Origin of the sequence: Streptomyces sp. NPDC018026, assembly GCF_044327745.1 — a bacterium.
Classification (GTDB): Bacteria; Actinomycetota; Actinomycetes; order Streptomycetales; family Streptomycetaceae; genus Streptomyces; species Streptomyces rubrogriseus.
On record NZ_JBIRFY010000003.1, the window covers coordinates 453,684 to 469,165 of the forward strand.

General features: G+C 72.9%; 18 protein-coding genes. 10 read left to right on the top strand and 8 right to left on the bottom strand.

Annotated features, from left to right (window positions below; genetic code table 11):
- Positions 1-28 precede the first annotated feature (28 nt).
- Positions 29-835, bottom strand: coding sequence for a hypothetical protein (locus ACH4D3_RS12190; RefSeq protein WP_398320122.1), 807 nt, complete (start codon positions 833-835; stop codon positions 29-31).
- Positions 836-903: 68 nt separating this feature from the next.
- On the opposite strand from ACH4D3_RS12190, the gene ACH4D3_RS12195 reads away from it, so the two are divergent.
- Complete coding sequence (locus tag ACH4D3_RS12195; RefSeq protein ID WP_398320125.1) at positions 904-2,025, top strand: ABC transporter substrate-binding protein; 1,122 nt, start codon at positions 904-906, stop codon at positions 2,023-2,025.
- A 23-nt stretch (positions 2,026-2,048) separates the two neighbouring features.
- On the opposite strand, the gene ACH4D3_RS12200 is transcribed toward ACH4D3_RS12195, so the two are convergent.
- Positions 2,049-3,167 carry a serine hydrolase domain-containing protein gene (locus ACH4D3_RS12200; protein WP_398320128.1) on the bottom strand — a complete coding sequence of 373 codons (1,119 nt, stop codon included), beginning with the start codon at positions 3,165-3,167 and terminating at the stop codon, positions 2,049-2,051.
- 205 nt (positions 3,168-3,372) lie between these two features.
- Between ACH4D3_RS12200 and ACH4D3_RS12205 the strand changes: the two genes are divergently transcribed.
- Entirely contained in the window at positions 3,373-3,747 is a 375-nt protein-coding gene (locus ACH4D3_RS12205) for a VOC family protein (RefSeq protein WP_398320131.1), read from the top strand.
- A 51-nt stretch (positions 3,748-3,798) separates the two neighbouring features.
- On the opposite strand, the gene ACH4D3_RS12210 is transcribed toward ACH4D3_RS12205, so the two are convergent.
- Positions 3,799-4,485 carry an alpha/beta fold hydrolase gene (locus ACH4D3_RS12210; RefSeq protein WP_398320134.1) on the bottom strand — a complete coding sequence of 229 codons (687 nt, stop codon included), beginning with the start codon at positions 4,483-4,485 and terminating at the stop codon, positions 3,799-3,801.
- A gap of 114 nt (positions 4,486-4,599) precedes the next feature.
- Between ACH4D3_RS12210 and ACH4D3_RS12215 the strand changes: the two genes are divergently transcribed.
- Positions 4,600-5,586, top strand: coding sequence for a helix-turn-helix transcriptional regulator (locus tag ACH4D3_RS12215; protein ID WP_398320137.1), 987 nt, complete (start codon positions 4,600-4,602; stop codon positions 5,584-5,586).
- 430 nt (positions 5,587-6,016) lie between these two features.
- Here the strand turns inward: ACH4D3_RS12215 and ACH4D3_RS12220 are convergent, their stop codons facing one another.
- Together ACH4D3_RS12220 and ACH4D3_RS12225 are read right to left on the bottom strand one after the other, a co-directional pair.
- Positions 6,017-6,427 (bottom strand): cupin domain-containing protein, encoded by a 411-nt coding sequence (locus ACH4D3_RS12220; protein ID WP_356857506.1) that lies wholly within the window; start codon positions 6,425-6,427, stop codon positions 6,017-6,019.
- An 82-nt stretch (positions 6,428-6,509) separates the two neighbouring features.
- Positions 6,510-7,004 carry a cupin domain-containing protein gene (locus tag ACH4D3_RS12225; RefSeq protein ID WP_398320140.1) on the bottom strand — a complete coding sequence of 165 codons (495 nt, stop codon included), beginning with the start codon at positions 7,002-7,004 and terminating at the stop codon, positions 6,510-6,512.
- Between the two features lie 133 nt (positions 7,005-7,137).
- On the opposite strand from ACH4D3_RS12225, the gene ACH4D3_RS12230 reads away from it, so the two are divergent.
- Complete coding sequence (locus tag ACH4D3_RS12230; protein ID WP_398320143.1) at positions 7,138-7,824, top strand: 2-phosphosulfolactate phosphatase; 687 nt, start codon at positions 7,138-7,140, stop codon at positions 7,822-7,824.
- A gap of 2 nt (positions 7,825-7,826) precedes the next feature.
- Here ACH4D3_RS12230 and ACH4D3_RS12235 read toward each other — a convergent pair whose 3' ends face one another.
- The 3 genes from ACH4D3_RS12235 to ACH4D3_RS12245 all read right to left on the bottom strand — a co-directional run bounded on the left by ACH4D3_RS12235 (position 7,827) and on the right by ACH4D3_RS12245 (position 11,651).
- Positions 7,827-8,477, bottom strand: coding sequence for a YceI family protein (locus ACH4D3_RS12235; protein WP_398320146.1), 651 nt, complete (start codon positions 8,475-8,477; stop codon positions 7,827-7,829).
- Positions 8,478-8,629: 152 nt separating this feature from the next.
- Positions 8,630-11,044, bottom strand: coding sequence for an SCO7613 C-terminal domain-containing membrane protein (locus ACH4D3_RS12240; RefSeq protein ID WP_398320149.1), 2,415 nt, complete (start codon positions 11,042-11,044; stop codon positions 8,630-8,632).
- Positions 11,045-11,129: 85 nt separating this feature from the next.
- Entirely contained in the window at positions 11,130-11,651 is a 522-nt protein-coding gene (locus ACH4D3_RS12245; RefSeq protein ID WP_398320152.1) for an ATP-binding protein, read from the bottom strand.
- A gap of 99 nt (positions 11,652-11,750) precedes the next feature.
- On the opposite strand from ACH4D3_RS12245, the gene ACH4D3_RS12250 reads away from it, so the two are divergent.
- The 6 genes from ACH4D3_RS12250 to ACH4D3_RS12275 all read left to right on the top strand — a co-directional run bounded on the left by ACH4D3_RS12250 (position 11,751) and on the right by ACH4D3_RS12275 (position 15,447).
- Complete coding sequence (locus ACH4D3_RS12250) at positions 11,751-12,623, top strand: helix-turn-helix domain-containing protein (protein ID WP_398320155.1); 873 nt, start codon at positions 11,751-11,753, stop codon at positions 12,621-12,623.
- Positions 12,620-12,889, top strand: coding sequence for a DUF397 domain-containing protein (locus tag ACH4D3_RS12255; RefSeq protein ID WP_398320158.1), 270 nt, complete (start codon positions 12,620-12,622; stop codon positions 12,887-12,889). The genes ACH4D3_RS12250 and ACH4D3_RS12255 overlap by 4 nt, the downstream gene beginning before the upstream one ends.
- Positions 12,886-13,701: an SAM-dependent methyltransferase gene (locus tag ACH4D3_RS12260; protein ID WP_398320161.1), complete on the top strand. Its 816-nt coding sequence runs from the start codon at positions 12,886-12,888 to the stop codon at positions 13,699-13,701. The genes ACH4D3_RS12255 and ACH4D3_RS12260 overlap by 4 nt, the downstream gene beginning before the upstream one ends.
- A 41-nt stretch (positions 13,702-13,742) precedes the next feature.
- Complete coding sequence (locus ACH4D3_RS12265) at positions 13,743-14,501, top strand: IclR family transcriptional regulator (RefSeq protein ID WP_398320164.1); 759 nt, start codon at positions 13,743-13,745, stop codon at positions 14,499-14,501.
- An 88-nt stretch (positions 14,502-14,589) separates the two neighbouring features.
- Complete coding sequence (locus tag ACH4D3_RS12270; RefSeq protein ID WP_398320167.1) at positions 14,590-14,994, top strand: STAS domain-containing protein; 405 nt, start codon at positions 14,590-14,592, stop codon at positions 14,992-14,994.
- A 93-nt stretch (positions 14,995-15,087) separates the two neighbouring features.
- The gene (locus tag ACH4D3_RS12275) at positions 15,088-15,447 is read left to right on the top strand and encodes a DUF488 domain-containing protein (protein WP_398320170.1); all 360 of its coding nucleotides are present in this window, start codon (positions 15,088-15,090) and stop codon (positions 15,445-15,447) included.
- The last annotated feature ends 35 nt before the right edge of the window (positions 15,448-15,482 follow it).

Genomic DNA, 15,482 nt, shown 5'->3' on the forward strand with positions numbered 1-15,482 from the left:
CGTCGACCGACCCGACTTCGCCGAAGCCTCAGTCCCGCCGAGCCCCTTGGGCGAGACCGGCCCCGATGGCCATGGCGGTGAACGCTATCGTGTCCTCGGCCCGGCGTTCGGGCTCCGCGTCGTAGGCGGACGGAGCGCCGGTGGACTCGCGCACCCGCAGGGCCTCCCGGACGATCGGGTGCCAGCGCGCGTCGAACGCGGTCAGGGCGTACCGGCCCGCGCCGCTCTTGGAGGTGAGGGAACCCGTCGCGAGCAGGTGATGCAGGCGGCTGACCCCGAGCACGCACCACTCCACGGCGTCCGGCTCGGCGGCCTCCGCCGGACTCCCGACCAACTCCCGGTGCACGTGCGACCAGTAGCTCGACAGGTTGTCGTGGCTGAAGGCGCGCAGCGCGGCGTCGTCGACGTACACCTCGGACTCGGTGAGCACCGGGCCGCGGACCGTCACCCCGTGCCGGACCAGCTCGTGCCAGGTGACGGGGTTGATGCCGAACCGCCCGGCCTCCTCGTAGACCCCCATCCGGGTGCAGGGCAGGTCGGGACAGCGCTCCGGTGGTCCGGCCAGGTCCTCGCGCACCGCGTGGAAACCGTCGAAGAAGGGGCGGGGGTGCTCCCGTCGCACGGTCTCGTGTGCCGCCGCCAGCGCCGCCAGCGCGGCCCGGTCCGGGCGCCCGGCCAGCACGCTCACGAAGTCGACGTCACTTCGGTCGGGGAAGAACTCGCCGAAACCGAGCGAGCCGCACAGGTACAGCCCCCGGACCAGACCCGGCGCAGAGGCGTCGATCGCGGACAGGAACGCGGACGTGGTCCGGTGGACCTCCGGGGGCAGCGGCATGCCGGCCAACCTAACCAGGGGCTCGCGGAACGCATAATCGGTTGCCGTCGGCGCACGGGGTGGATGCAATGACCGCCATGGTCACCCAACACCCCCTGCCGGGGCGGGACGAGACGAACGGGCACGTCCGGATCGGCGCTCTCGTGCCGCTGACCCGGCCCGGCTGGGACGAGGCGGGCCGGCACCTGCTGGCCGGAATGGAACTGGCCGTACGCGAAGTCAACGACGCCGGCGGCATCATGGGCCGACCGGTGGAGCTGGTGGTGCGGGACACCGCGGCCGATCCCCGGCGGGCCGCGGCGGCCGTGGAGGAACTGGCCGGTCTCGGCGTGGCCGCGCTGGCCGGGGAGTACCACAGCGTCGTCGCGCGTGCCGCCGCCGCCAGGGCCGATGCCCTGGGCGTGCCGTTCCTGTGCGCGTCGGCCGTGCTCGACGCGCTCACCGAACAGCCGACGCCGTGGGTCGCGCGCCTCGCCCCGGCGCAGTCCCACGGCTGGCGGATCTACGCGGACTTCCTCCTCGCCGCGGGCCACCGCCGCATCGCCGTGGCCATCGACCCGAGCAGCGTCTACTGGGCGTGCGGCGCCCGCATCCTGCGGGACCATCTCGCGCCGCACGGCGCCACCGTCGTCGACATCGACGTGCGCGGGTCGACCGCCGCGTCCGTGTGCGACACACTCGTCGACCGGCACGCGACCGCGCTCCTCCTCCTGGTCGGTCACCCTGAGCCGGCCGTGTCGATCGTCCGCTCCGTGCGCCGGGACCGGCGCCTTGCCGGGATCACGATCGGTGCCCCGGCCGGGCAGCCGGAGTTCACCGGATGGGCGACGTCGCTGGGCGCGGACGGCGCCGCGGTTCCCTTCCTGCGCTACCTGCCCGACCGCCTGGGCCCGCTCGGCGAACGGGTCGGAACGGCCCTGCGCGAGCGGCTGGCCGAAGCGCCCTCCTTCGTCGCCTTCGAGGGCTACGACACGGTGGCGGTCCTCGCCGGCCTGCTGCGCTCGCACGGCCTGGACCGGGCGTGGACCCCCGAATCCTGGGCGAGCGTCTCGACCGAGGGCACCCGGGGGCGGATCCGGTTCTCCCGGACGCCGGACATCGGCGTGTGGCAATGGGTCTGGGCGCCGGTGCAGGTCGTGGACCGGGATCCGGCGGAACCCGGCCGCCTGCGGGTCCTGCACACGGGCTGACGCCCCGGACCGGCGTGCTCCGGTCAGCCGTACATCGCCACGCGGTGGAAGGCCGCGAGCGCGTCGTCGATGGGATGGGGCCGCGGCCTGCCCGCCGGGTCGAGGGCGTGCCACCGCTGGAGGTTCACCGCGAGGGCCATCCGCCGCCTGCCGTCGGCGCTGATCACGGCCAGCGCCCCGGCGCCCCAGGCCGTGCCGCCGTGGCCCCAGAAGGTGTCCCGACCGGGCTCCTGTGTCGGGTGCAGGCCGAGACCGTACTCGATCGTCCGCCCTTCCTGGGAGACGACCGGCACGGTACGCCGCATCTGCGCCAGCGACGACGGGCTCACGATCTCGCCGGCCAGCAGCATCCCGAAGAAGCGGTTGAGGTCCGAGACGGTGGATATCAGCGACGCCGAGGGCCCCACCCACGACATGTCGTAAACGCTGTAGTCGCGCGGCGGGTCGATCATGCCGAACCAGGACTCGTAGAGGCGCGAGTGCGGCTCGCCCACGTACGGCCCGGTGGGCAGCTCGGTGTCCCGGAGTCCGGCGCGCTCGATGACGTTCCGCGTGATGCAGCGCTCGGCGCTGGTGCCGGTCACCTCCTCCAGGAGCCTGCCCAGCAGCAGGTAGTTGGTGTTCGAGTACAGGCCCGGAGTGCCGCCCGGGGGGCCGACGGCGGGTGCGGCGACACCGAGTGCGATCAGTTCGGCGGGATCGAAACGGGTGAACCGGTGGTCGTCCAGGCTCTGCGGCCCGGTGTCCGCGACGGCGGGGAACGCCTTGAGGGACGGGTAGGCGTGGGGCAGGTACTCGGCGAGACCGCTGGTGTGGTTCATCAGCATGCGGACCGTGACGGCCTCGCCGCGTCCGTCGGGAAGGAGCCCCGGAAGGTACCGGCCGATCGGCGCGTCGAGGCCGATGCGCCCCTGCTCCACCTGCTGCAGGACCGCGGCGGCGGTGAAGGTCTTCGTGATGCTGCCGACCCGGTGGCGCATGCCTGCGGTGACCGGACGGCCGGTGTCGAGATCGGCGACTCCGGCGGCGCCCCGCCAGACCTGGTCGCCGTCCCGCACCTCGGCGAACAGGCCCGGCATGCCGGCGCGGTGGACGTTCTCGACGGCTGCGTTCAGTACCTCGGGATCCAGTGCGTCACTCATGGCAGGTGTCCTCTCCCCGGTTCCTCGGCGGCTCTTCGGCATGCCCTTGAACCCATTATGCACGCGGTGCGTGCAACACCGAGTGCACAGGTGAGGGAGAACGACTCGGTACGGCGCGCCGCCGCGCATGCCCGCCGCCGCCCCGGGTAGGACAATCCGGTACGAGCGCGTAACGCGAGGGCCCGAAGAGCGAGGAGTGTCGGACGTGATTCGAAAGCTGCAGGCGGTCGCGCTGGACTGCGCGGATCCGGTACGGCTCGCGTCGTTCTACGCGGAGCTGCTCGGCGGGCGGGTGGTCGCGGATCCGGACGACTCCGACTGGCTGGAGGTGCACGGCTTCGAGGGGACACCGCTGGCCTTCCAGCGGGCGGACGGCTACCGGGCGCCCGAATGGCCCGGCCAGGACCGTCCCCAGCAGCTCCATCTGGACTTCGACGTCGACGACCTCGAAGGCGAGGAGAAGCGGGCCCTCGCGCTCGGCGCGACCGTGCTGGAGCGGACCGACCAGCTCCGTCCGGGCGCCAACTGGCGGGTCTACGCGGATCCGGCCGGTCATCCGTTCTGCCTCTGCCTCCACTGAGCCCGGACCCTCGCCCGCCGGGGCGTGGCGGCCGTCGGCTCCCTTCGGCCGTCAGCTCCCCCCGGCCGCCGCGGCCAGGATCCGGGCCAGCTCGGCCGGCTTGGTGATCATGGGCCAGTGGCCCGAGTCGATGTCCGCGAAGTCGACGTGCTTGGCCCGGGCGAGTTCCGGAACGTCGCCCGCGCCGATCCACTCCCGCGCCTGCGCGGGCGTGAACTCGGGGCACACGACCACGACCGGCACGTCGTAGCGGCGCTCGTCGGACAGCCGCACCACGCCGCGGGCCACGGCCTCGGGCACCGGGATCGCTGCCGCCGCCAGCTCGCGCCGCGCCGCCTCGTCGAGGTCGGCGGCATCGGGCCCCTGGAAGGGCTCCCAGCCCGGAAAGGGCATCACACCGTCCCTGACCTCGAAGAAGTCCGCGTACGGCCGGCCGTCGGGGGTCGGGATGCCGCCGATGAGCGCGACCTTGGCCAGCCGCTCCGGCCGCCGGTCGGCCGCCAGCCAGGCCAGCGCACAGGCCGCGGAGTGCCCCACCACCATGGGCTTGCCGGGCGCCGCGTCCACCGCGGCCAGCACCGCTGCCACCTGATCGTCGAGCGTGGCGTTCGCCGCACCGTCTCCCTGCCCCGGGAGCGTGAGCGGCACCGGACGGTGGCCGAGCGACTCCAGCGTGGAGGCGACGCCCGCCCACACGGATCCGTTCAGCCACAGGCCGCCGATGAGCACGATGTCCATGATCGGTTCCCTTCGTGTGCGTGACCTCACCGTAGGAGGAGATCCGGACGTTCCACTGCCGGTTTCCTCAGCGTGCCCACTCCTGGCGTCCGCGGCGCGGACTAGCCTGTTCCCGTGCCCAACGACCCCGGTCCCACCGCGCGAGCGCTGCGTGCCCTGGAGATCCTCCGGACCCGCCCCACCACGACGGCCGGTGAACTCGCCGTGCGGCTGGGTGTGACGGAGCGAGCGGCGCGCCGGTACGTCGGGATCCTCAAGGAGGCGGGCATCCCCGTGGAGTCGGCCCGCGGACCGCACGGCGGATACCGGCTGGGACGCGGGACGAGGCTGCCGCCCGTGCACTTCACACAGGCCGAGGCCCTCGGCCTGGTCATGGCGGCACTCGGCGGCCGGCCCGCGGTGGCCGACGCCGACGACCTCGTCGGTACCGCGCTGGGCAAGGTCGTCAAGGCGCTGCCGGAGAGCGTCGGCCGGCAGGCGGCACTGCTGCGGGAGTACGCGGCCGCCGCCCCCGACCCGCTGGCGGCCCACCCGGATCCGGCCGTCACCAGTTCCCTCGTCGAGGCCGTCGCGCACCGGCGCCGCGTGCTGCTCGCCTACCGCAGCGAGGCCGGCAACGCATGGGAGGAGGAGGCGGACCCCTGGTCCCTGGTCGTCCGCCACGGGCGCTGGTACCTGCTGTGCCACTCCCACCGCGCCGACGCCGTCCGCACCTACCGGGTCGACCGGATCGGCGAGGTCCAAAGCACCGGCCACCGATTCGACGCCCCGGTGGACTTCGACCCGGTGGCGGTGCTGGAGGAGAACCTGGGCACCGGATGGCAGTTCGCCACCCGCGTGGTCTTCGACGCACCGCCGGCCGAGGTCGCCCCCTGGATCCGCCCGCCCATGGGACGGCTCGAACCCCTGGGAGACGGCTGCGTCCTGGTCGGCAGCACCCGCAACCCGGACATGTACGCGCAGGAGTGGCTCGCGAGAGTGCCGTTCGCCTTCCGCATCGAGGGCGGAGACGAACTGCGGGCCGCGGCCGCCGCCCTCGCGGCGCGCTTCAGCACCGCGGTGACGGACCACCGGCCCGGCTCCAGGCCGCCAACCGGATGAAGGCCGACGGGGCGGAGCCGGTATCCGGTCGCCGGACCGCATGCGGCTGAACCGCCGGTTTCAGGCGGTTGAACCTTCTCGGCCGACGCGAAGTGGGGGCACGGCGACGGAACGGCGGGCGACGATCTCCGGCTTCCTCATCACCTGGCTGCTCCTGCGGGAACTCGCCACCACCGGCCGGGTGCCGCTCCGTACCTTCCACGCCCGCCGGGCACCGCGGCCGCTCCCCGCCTCGTCCCCGGTCCACGACGCGCGGCCGGGCCGTGCGCGCCGCCGCATCCGCCACGGGCACCGCCGTCATCGACCGCACCCCCTGGGTCTGCGCCCCGCGCACCGGCAGTTGCCCCGTGGTGGTCGCCGACACCGCGGTCCACCGCGACGACAGCCACCCCTCGGAGGGGTACGCCGAGGCACTCGCCCAGGTCACCCATCACGGCCGGGCGACCCGCAGGTGCCGTCGGGCAGCCAGCTCCTCCTCGCCCACCACGGTCAGCACCGGGCTGCCCGGCGCCGCGAACATGGTCACCACCAGCTGCGACTGCGCGTCCGAGAGGTTGTTGGCGCCCTGGTAGTGGATCACGTCACCTCCGGGCTCGAAGACGGCGTCACCGGCCTTGAGCACGCGGGGCGCCTCCCCCTCCAGCTCGAAGAGGATCTCGCCCTCGGTCACGTAGCCGAAGAGCGGTCCCGGGTGCCGGTGCGGCGGCGCGCCCGGGTCTCCGGGCGCGAGCGTGACCCGGACGGTCCTGGCCTCGGCACCGGCCGGAATCCCGGCCGTCGCGTCCGGCAGGCTCGCGACGATCTCGACGCCCGGGGGCAAGTGGTTGTGCTGGGAGTCCATGCGATCCTCCTGAAGGGAACGGTTCACAGTCATGACCGGACAGCCGCCTCGTTGGTGACAGTCCCGCGCGGGCGGCCGGTCCCTATTCGACGAAGTACGAGTCGTGCCTGTCGAAGAACGCGGCACGCTCCTCCTCCGAGGAGTGCGCCAACTGCGACACCTGCTCGAAGTACTCCTCGCGCGGCGCACCGGGAGTGAACAGCAGGAGCATGTCCGCCGGGGCGTCCGAGTCGTTGCGGAAGGCGTGCAGGCCGCCCTGCGGAACGTGCAGGAAGTCGCCCTTGCGCGCGTCGACCCACCGCACGCCGTCGAAGACGCGCACCGTGCCGTCCAGGATGTAGAACGACTCCGAGATCCGCTTGTGGAAGTGCGTCTTCGGCCCGCCCGCCCGCGGCGCCATCTCCACCCGGTACAGCCCGAACTCGCCCCGGGTGGTCCCGGTGGTCGCCAGGTAGTGCGTGGCGTTTCCGCCGCTGCCGCTCTCCCCGAGGTTCGGCGGTGTGGTCGCCGGCCGGAAGACGGCACTGACCTCGCCGTCCTCTCCCCAGTACTTCTGCTCCGGATACGGGTAGGACATGGTGGTTCCTTTCCTGGGGCGGGCACACGGTGACGTCCCGGCACGGATGCCGGCGAACGGTCCTCCGTAGCATCAGACCGACCGGCTCCCGCGGGTGTGACAATGCTGCCGGGTCTGCGCGATCATGACCGGAATGGACACTCGTTTCGTTGGCATACCCGAGGTGGTCGAGACTCCGTCCGTGGCGGTCGTCGTCGACGTCATGCGCGCGTTCACCGTGGCCGCGTGGGCCTTCGCCCAAGGGGCGGAAAAGATCGTCCTCGCCGAGTCGCTGGACGAAGCCCTGGCCCTCAAGGAGCGCGACCCGGACCGGGTGGCACTCAGGGACGGGCCGCTCACACCCGGGTTCGACCTGGTCAACTCACCGGGCCTGTTGCGCTCCACCGACCTCGCGGGACGGACCGTGGTGCAGAAGACCACGGCGGGGACCGTCGGCGCCCTCGCGGTCAAAGACGCGTCGCTGGTGCTGTGCGCCGGCTTCGTGGTCGCGGAGGCGACGGCCCGGGTGCTCGGGGCACGCGGCGCCGAGCAGGTCACGTTCGTGGTCACCGGCGAGGACGGCCGGGCCGACGAGGACCTGGCGTGTGCCCAGTACATCGCGGGCAGGGCCACCGGAGACGGTGCGGACGCCGCCGGGTTCCTTCGCCGTGCCGCCCAGTCGCGCGCCGCCGCCGAACTGGCCGAGGGCGTGCGTCAGGGCGTCCATCCCGATGACGTCGCCCTCTGCCTCGAACTCGACCGGTTTCCGTTCGCCATGGTCGCGGCACCGGAGGACTCGCTCATGGTCCTGCGTCCGTGCGCCGCGCCCCGGCCGTCGTAGGTTCAGGAGGAGCGGATCGCGGAGATGTCGAACTGCAGACGGACCTTCTCGCTGACCATGCTGCCGCCCGCCTCGAGTCGCTGGTTGTAGACCAGGCCCCAGTCCCGGCGGTCGATGGTGGTGGTCCCGTCGAAACCCGCCCGCTCGTAGCCGAACGGATCAACGACCGAGCCGAGGTAGTCCAGTTGGAGCTCGACGGGGCGGGTGGTGTCCCGGATGGTGAGGTCTCCCGTCATGCGGAAGCTCTCCGCGGACTCCTGGGTGGTGGAGGTGGAGCGGAAGCTCATCTCGGGGTGGCGCCGGGCGTCGAAGAAGTCCTTGCCGACGAGGTGGGCGTCCCGTTGTTCCACGCCGGTGTCGACGCTGGCCACGCGGATGACGAGGTCGGCGCGGGACTCCTCGGGGCGGGCTCCGTCGAAGTAGAGCGTGCTGTCGTAGTCGGTGAACGCCCCGCGGACCGTGGTGACCATCGCGTGCCGCACGGAGAATCCGATCCGGCTGTGCGGGCGGTCGATGGTCCATCGCCCGGTCAGCGCGCGAAGGGCCGGGTCGAGCGTGGCGACCGCCGTCGCGGACCGCGCGGCGAACGGGTCCCGCCCGGCGGCCGCCGGCTGCTCGACGGTGGCGGTCTGGCGGCGGCTGAAGATACCCATGAGTCGGCCCTTTCGAATTCGATCACCTCGTGTTACCACGAAGCCGATCAATGGCCCACGGCGAGATGGGTGACCTCGTCCGGGTTCCATGACCCCGACCGCAAAGCTGCACGGGTTGGACACGTGGCCCCTCGCTCGTGCACACGCCGGGTCTAGCCGAGCCGCCCCAGTGCCTCCCTCAGGCGCCGGGCGTCCCGCAGCCGTTGCTCGTAGGTGGCGCCGAGGACCAGCAGCACGAGACCGGCGAGGGCGGGAGGGACCCAGCGGGGGAGCGCGCCGACGACCTGGGTGAGGTACGGGGCCAGTTCGTGCAGCGCCACCAGCGCGAGTACACCCGCGCCGAGAACCAGCGGCGCCTGGAGCCGGTACCGGGCGCCCGCCAGCGTCACCGCGAGCGCGGCGACGCCGAGCGCCAGCGGACGCAGCCAGTGCTGGTCGTTCCAGGCGGCGAGCAGACTCGGCACCAGGGTGACGGCCAGCCCGGAGCCGTACGCCGTCCACGACGACACCGCGACAGCACGGCGCCGCCGCAGAAGTCCGACCACCAGCACGGGTCCGGTCACCGGCAGGGTGTAGGCCTCCACAGTGGCGACGTCCCACGCCGCCAGGCGCACCCAGGTGGCCAGCAGGAACAGCGCCGCCGCCGCCCAACCGGCCGCCCGCCGCTCGGGGCGCAGCGCGGTGGCCGCCGTGATGGCACCGCACAGGGAGAGCACCAGGGCCAGCATCGGCGGCTCCGGCACGGCGAGCGCGACGGCGAGCAGCCCCGCGCCTGCACCCGCGGCCTCGACCGGGACGGTGGCGCGCGACCCGCCGGTTCGCGAAGCGACCAGGGCGGCGACGGCGGGTACGACGAGGACCAGCAGCGCCGTGTGGTGCGGCGGTCGGCCCGCGGACGCGCCGATCGCGCAGGCCAGCGCCGTGGCGTGGCAGAGGGCTGCGGGCGCGGTGAAGGGAGCGGTCCCCGGGCGGAGCCCGGCGGCGGCGAACAGGACCGTCAGCGTCCCGAGTACGGCGATCGTCGCGGGCTCGGAGGCCAGCGAGACGAGGGCGAGAGCGACCGAGGTGACGAGCGCCGACAGCAGGGCCGTCAGGGCCGGCGGCGACAGCCGCGTGCCGGTGCGGCCGGACCGCACCGCGAAGCCCAGGGCCGCCGCCACCACGACCGCGTGCACCGCCAGACCGGCCGCGTACGGCAGTCGGAGCACGACCGGTAGGACGAGGACGGCCGCCCAGCCGAGGACCAGCGCCACCACCGTGACCGCCGGGCGCCGGGCCGTGCGGCGCCCGGCCACCACCAGCACCGCGGCCACCACGGCGAGGACCAGCGGCGCGGTGCCCGCGTACGGCGGCCGGGGCAGGCCCGCGAACACGGCGTCCCGGAAATCCTGCGGCGCACCGGACCAGGGCCGCGCGTCCCGGACCGCCGGACCGAGCAGGCACCCGGCGACCAGGGGGAGCGTCCACAGCACCGCGAAGCCCTGAACCGCAGCCGAAGCACGCACCAGGCCCTGCCGCAAGGGCTGGTGAAGGGGAGTTCGCTCCACCGCCAGCAGGGCGATCGCGCAGGCCAGGCACCCCGGCACCGTCCATTCGCCGGGCACCGTCACCCGCAGCACCCCACCGGCCCCGGCGACCACGCACAGGCCGACCGCCAAGGCGGCGCCCCTGGAGATCTCCGGTCGGGGAGCGAAGCGGCCGGCCACCAGCGCGAGCACCGCCGCCACCAGCAGGAGCGCCGCCGCCCGTGCGGCCGGGCCCGGGCCGGACGCGCTCCAGCAGAGCCATCCCGCCGACAGCACACCGGCGGCGCCGGTGCCCAGTGCACCGGTGACGGCGACGATCCGCACCGGCAGCGGCGCGGCGCGCAGTGCGACGGCGGTGCCGCCGGCGGCGGTCGCCAGGGAAACCGCAGTGAGCGGGTACGGACCCGCTCCGACGGCGATCGCCCACAGGAGCAGGGGCAGATGGGCGGTCGCCACGGCGAGCGGAAGGGGATGCCGGAGCCCGAGGCGCACGCCGTACACGGCCCACAGCGCCGCCAGGGCGGCGGACGCGGTGGCCGTGTACCCGACACCGTCCGTGCCGGTGAACGCCACCTCGTGCAGCGCGTAGGCGTCGAGGACGGTCAGGGCGGTCCCGAGAGCGGCCACGGCCTCGGCCGTCGACCTCAGCCCGCGCCGCAGCAGCGCCACCGGCACACCGAGCGCCCCCACGGTCAGCGCACCGAGTACCAGAGCGCGTCCCGCGATCCCCAGATGACCCCAGCTGACGAGGGTGAACGCGATAGCCGCGATCGTCAGCAGTACGCCGCCGAGCACCAGCAGCACGTTCTGCACACCGGGCGCGGTGGCCTCCGGACGGCGTGCGGCGCCACCGGTGCCGACGGGCGGCGGTCCCACCGGCGCGGTCCCGGGACCGAGGGCGGGCTGCCGGGCGGCGGCCGCGCGCAGCGTGTGGACCAGCCACGCACGGCGCCGCAGCAGGGCGGCGCGGCGCAGGTCGAGTTGCCGCAGCTCGGCGTCCAGGAACCGCAGCTCCTCGGCCGGGGGCGGAAGGTTCGTCATACCTCGGAGTGTGGTCCTCGCCACGTTCCGGGACATGAGCGCGCATACTCAGCTCGTACTCAGGAGCGGAGCGCCCCGTCGGGGGTCAGAACTCGATCCGCAGAACCGCCCAGACGGTGTTGCCCCCGGTGCGATCGGACCGGGCCGTCCCCCACGAGTCGGCGAGCTGCTGCACGATCAGCAGCCCCCGGCCGCTCTCGTCCTGCGGGCCGGAGCCGCAGCCGGCCGGGCCGGACGAGGTCCGCCCGTCGTCGTGCATCTCGATCCGCAACTGCTCGTGCGAGGTCAGCGACAGGCCGCACAGCATGCGGTCGCTGCCCGAGTGGAGCACGGCGTTGGTCGCCAGTTCCGAGACGAGGAGCACCGCGTCGGTGCACACGTCGCCGGGAAGCCGCCAGGTGCGAAGCTGCCGGCGGGCCGTGTCGCGCGCCGTCCGCACGCTGACCCGGAGCGAGGGGAGGTCGAACCAGTGCTCCAGGTCGGGGCGCGCCGGTGGTAACAGTCCGGGTGAAGGGCTCGTGTGGGGGGTCACGGTGATCGCCTTCCAGTGAGGACGGGCGCGATGCTCACGACCGCAACTATGCTCGCCGCCGAGTTCAGCCTGCAACCGAATCCCTGATAATTTCAGAAAGACCCGTTCAGTCTGGTGTCGTCATCAAGTCGCTGTCACAATGGCGCCGGTGACAGCCCATCAGGAGGTGGGGGCGTGAGTGAAGCTCGGTCCGGCGCGGGCACCAGCGCCCCGACGGTGCTGCGCATGATCCTGGGGCGCCGGCTCCACGACATGCGGCAGAGCGCGGGTGCCTCACTGGCCGACGCCGCCAAGGCACTTCGGGTGACCCCCCTGACGATCCGCCGGCTGGAGAAGGCCGAAGTCGCCCTCAAACCCCTGTACGTCGAGAAGCTCCTGCAGACCTACGGCACCGGACAGCAGGAGATCGACGAGTTCGTCGCGCTCGCCGAGCAGGCCAACAAACCGGGCTGGTGGCACGCCTACCGCGACGTGCTGCCCAACTGGTTCACCGCGTACGTCAGTCTGGAGACCGGCGCCGGCACCCTGCGCACCTACGAACCCCACTACGTCACGGGGCTGCTCCAGACCCCCGCCTACGCCCGCGGCGTCCTGGGCGGAGGCTTTCCGAACGGCTCCGAGGAGGAGTTGGAACGCCGCGTCGGCCTGCGGCTGCGCCGGCAGAGCCTGCTGGAGCGGGAGAACGCGCCCACCCTCTGGGTGGTCATGGAGGAAGCGGTCCTGCACCGGGTCGTCGGCGGTCCGGAAGTGATGCGCGAGCAGATCGACCGGCTCCTGGAGGCGTCCGAGCTGGACCACGTCAGCATCGACATCCTGCCCTTCGCCGTCGGCGCCCACGTCGGGGCCTGCGCCCCCTTCACCTACTTCCGGTTCGAGGAGCCGGAGCTGCCCGACGTCGTCTACAGCGAGATCCTCTCCGCGTCGATGTACCTGGACGAACGGGCCGACGTCGTCGCGCACCTGGAGGCGCACAACAGGATGTCGCTGCTCACCTCGACCCGGGCCAGCACGGCACTCCTGAACCGCATGCGCAAGGAGTACTCATGAGCACCACCGACCTCCCCGTCTACAACGGGATGCCCGCCCGCGACCTCGGCGAAAGCGGCTGGGAACGCCCGTGGAGCGGCCCCAACGGCGGCCAGTGCGTGGAGACCAAGCAACTCGCCGACGGCCGCATCGCCGTGCGTCAGTCGACGGACCCGGCCGGCCCCGCGCTCATCTACACGCGCGAGGAGATCGGCGCGTTCGTCCGAGGAGTCAAGCAGGGCATGGCCGACCACCTCACGGCCGGCCGCACGAAGGGAACGGCATGAGCGACACCCGGGCCGCACGGGGCCTCGACACCAGCAGGCCGCACTCGGCCCGCATGTACGACTTCTACCTCGGCGGCAAGGACCACTTCCCGGTCGACAAGCAGGCGGCCGAAGCGGTCGCCGAGGCCTACCCGGGCATCTTCACCTGCGCGCGGGAGAACCGCGCCTTCATGCACCGTGCCACCCGGGTACTGGCCCAGGAGCACGGCATCCGGCAGTGGCTGGACATCGGCACCGGCATCCCCACCGAGCCGAACGTGCACCAGGTGGCACAGTCCGTGGTCCCCGCGGCCCGCGTGGTCTACGCCGACAACGACCCGCTCGTCCTGAAGTACGCCGAGCGCCTCATGCGCAGCACCCCGCAGGGCCGCACCACCTACATCGAGGCCGACGTCAACGACCCCGACGCCCTGCTGAACGCGCCGGAGCTGGCAGACATACTCGACCTGTCCCGGCCGGTCGCCCTGTCGCTGAACGCGCTGATGCACTTCATCACCGACGCCCGCGACCCGTATCGCACCGTCGGCCGGCTGATGGCGGCACTCCCGGCGGGCAGTGCGCTCGCGCTGAGCCACTGCACGCCCGACTTCGACCCTCCCACCTGGGAGAAGGTCACCGACATCTACACCGGCGCGGGCACGCCGGTGCAGTTCCGCTCGCGGCAGGACGTCGCCCGCTTCTTCGACGGGCTCGATCTCCTCACCCCCGGCGTCACCGTCGGTCACCGCTGGCGGCCGGACCTCCCCGCCGGTCCCGACGCCCCCACCGACGCGCAGGTCAGCCTGTGGGCCGGGGTCGGCATCAAGCCGTAGCCCGCTTGCCGGACCCCTTTGGCGGGGCGCAGGGTGGAGGGGTGAGCGGTCAGGAGGGCCCCACGCTCATCTCCTCGGTGCAGCGAGCCTTTCGCCTGATGGAAGCGGTGGGTGCCCACGAGAGCGGCGTACCGGCCAAGCAGCTGGCGCGCGAGACGGGGCTGGCCCTGGGCACCACCTACCACCTGCTGCGCACCATGGTCCACGACGGTTATGTGCGCAAGCTCGACGACGGCACGTTCGTGCTGGGCGAGAGGCTGGGCGCGCTGCACGCGGGAAGCCGCGACCAGACGGCGCTCAGCAGGGTCCGTCCCACGCTCACCGAGCTGCGGGACGACCTGTCGGCCGCGGCGTACCTGACCCTCTACGAGGACGGCGAGATCAGGGTCGCGGAGATCGTGGACGGCCCGAAGGCGCCCCGGGTGGATCTCTGGGTCGGCTTCGAGGATGCGGGACACGCCACGGCGCTCGGCAAGAGCGTGCTGCGCGAGCTGGACGCCGAGGCCCGCGCCGACTACCTCTCCCGCCACGCGATGAACGATCTCACCCCGCGCACCATCACCTACCGCGCCCAGCTGCTGCGGAGCCTGGACGCCTCGCCGCGCGGCCCGGCCGTGACCGACCTGGAGGAGTACCGCCTGGGCACCGCCTGCGTCGCGGTTCCCGTCCGCCGGGGCGACACCATCGGATCGCTCGGCATCTCCGTGGACATCAACCGCACGGCCTGCCTCGACGACGCCGTGACGACGCTGCTCGCCACCGCGGAACGGGTGTCCCGGGGGCTCTCGCTCACCATCTGAAAAGCGGGCTCTTGTGGCATCGCGGCCCCACCGCGTTTCCTGGATGAGACGGGCAAATCGGGCATGGTCGCGCAAGGAGAGCCGGAACGTGAGTGAGCAGGGCGTCGCAGGGCCGTACGGGCAGGTCGGCTGTCACGTGGCGAACGGCTGGACGGTCGTCCGGGCGGACGACGAGATCGACATCGCCTTCGCGCCGCTCGTCCGGGCCGAGGTGGGCCGGCGGCTCGCCGAGGGGCACCGGCACTTCGTCCTGGACCTGTGCGACACGCCCTTCATCGACTCCATGGGCCTCGGCATGATCGTGGCCGTGACCAAGCTCATCCGGACCCGTCACGGCTCGTTGCGGATCGCCTGTCCGGACCGGCGGCTCCTGCACGTCTTCGCGCTCGGCGGCCTGGGGGCGGTCTACTCCTTCCACGACTCCGTGGACAAGGCCGTCGCGCAGCCTCCCGGCACCGAGGGACTGGCCGGCTGGCCGCACGTGCGCGACTGACGCGGCCGTGACCGCCGGCCCCGTGTTTGGGTCCGCCCGCGGCGGTTCACTCGAACGGATGTCGCTGCTCAGGTCCTGTCCGGAAGGTGGCTCATGACGGCACGGGTCGGATACCGGAGAATCTACGAAAGCCCCACGCCCCAGGACGGCAAGCGCGTGCTCGTCGACCGCCTGTGGCCCCGCGGCATGAGCAAGGAGAAGGCCGGTCTGGACGAGTGGCTGCGCGACGTCGCCCCGTCGGCCGATCTGCGGCGCTGGTACCACCACGATCCACAGCGCTACGACGAGTTCCGGCGCCGCTACTTCGCCGAACTGGAGGACCCCGACCACGAGGCCGCGCTGGAGCACCTGCGCGACCTGGCGGGCCGGGCCAGGGTGACCCTGCTCACGGCCACCAAGGACGTGGACCACAGCGAGGCGGCCGCGCTCGCCCAGTGGCTGGACGGGTCCTGAGAGAGCCCCCGCCCGCCCTGCCGCGCAGGATCGGC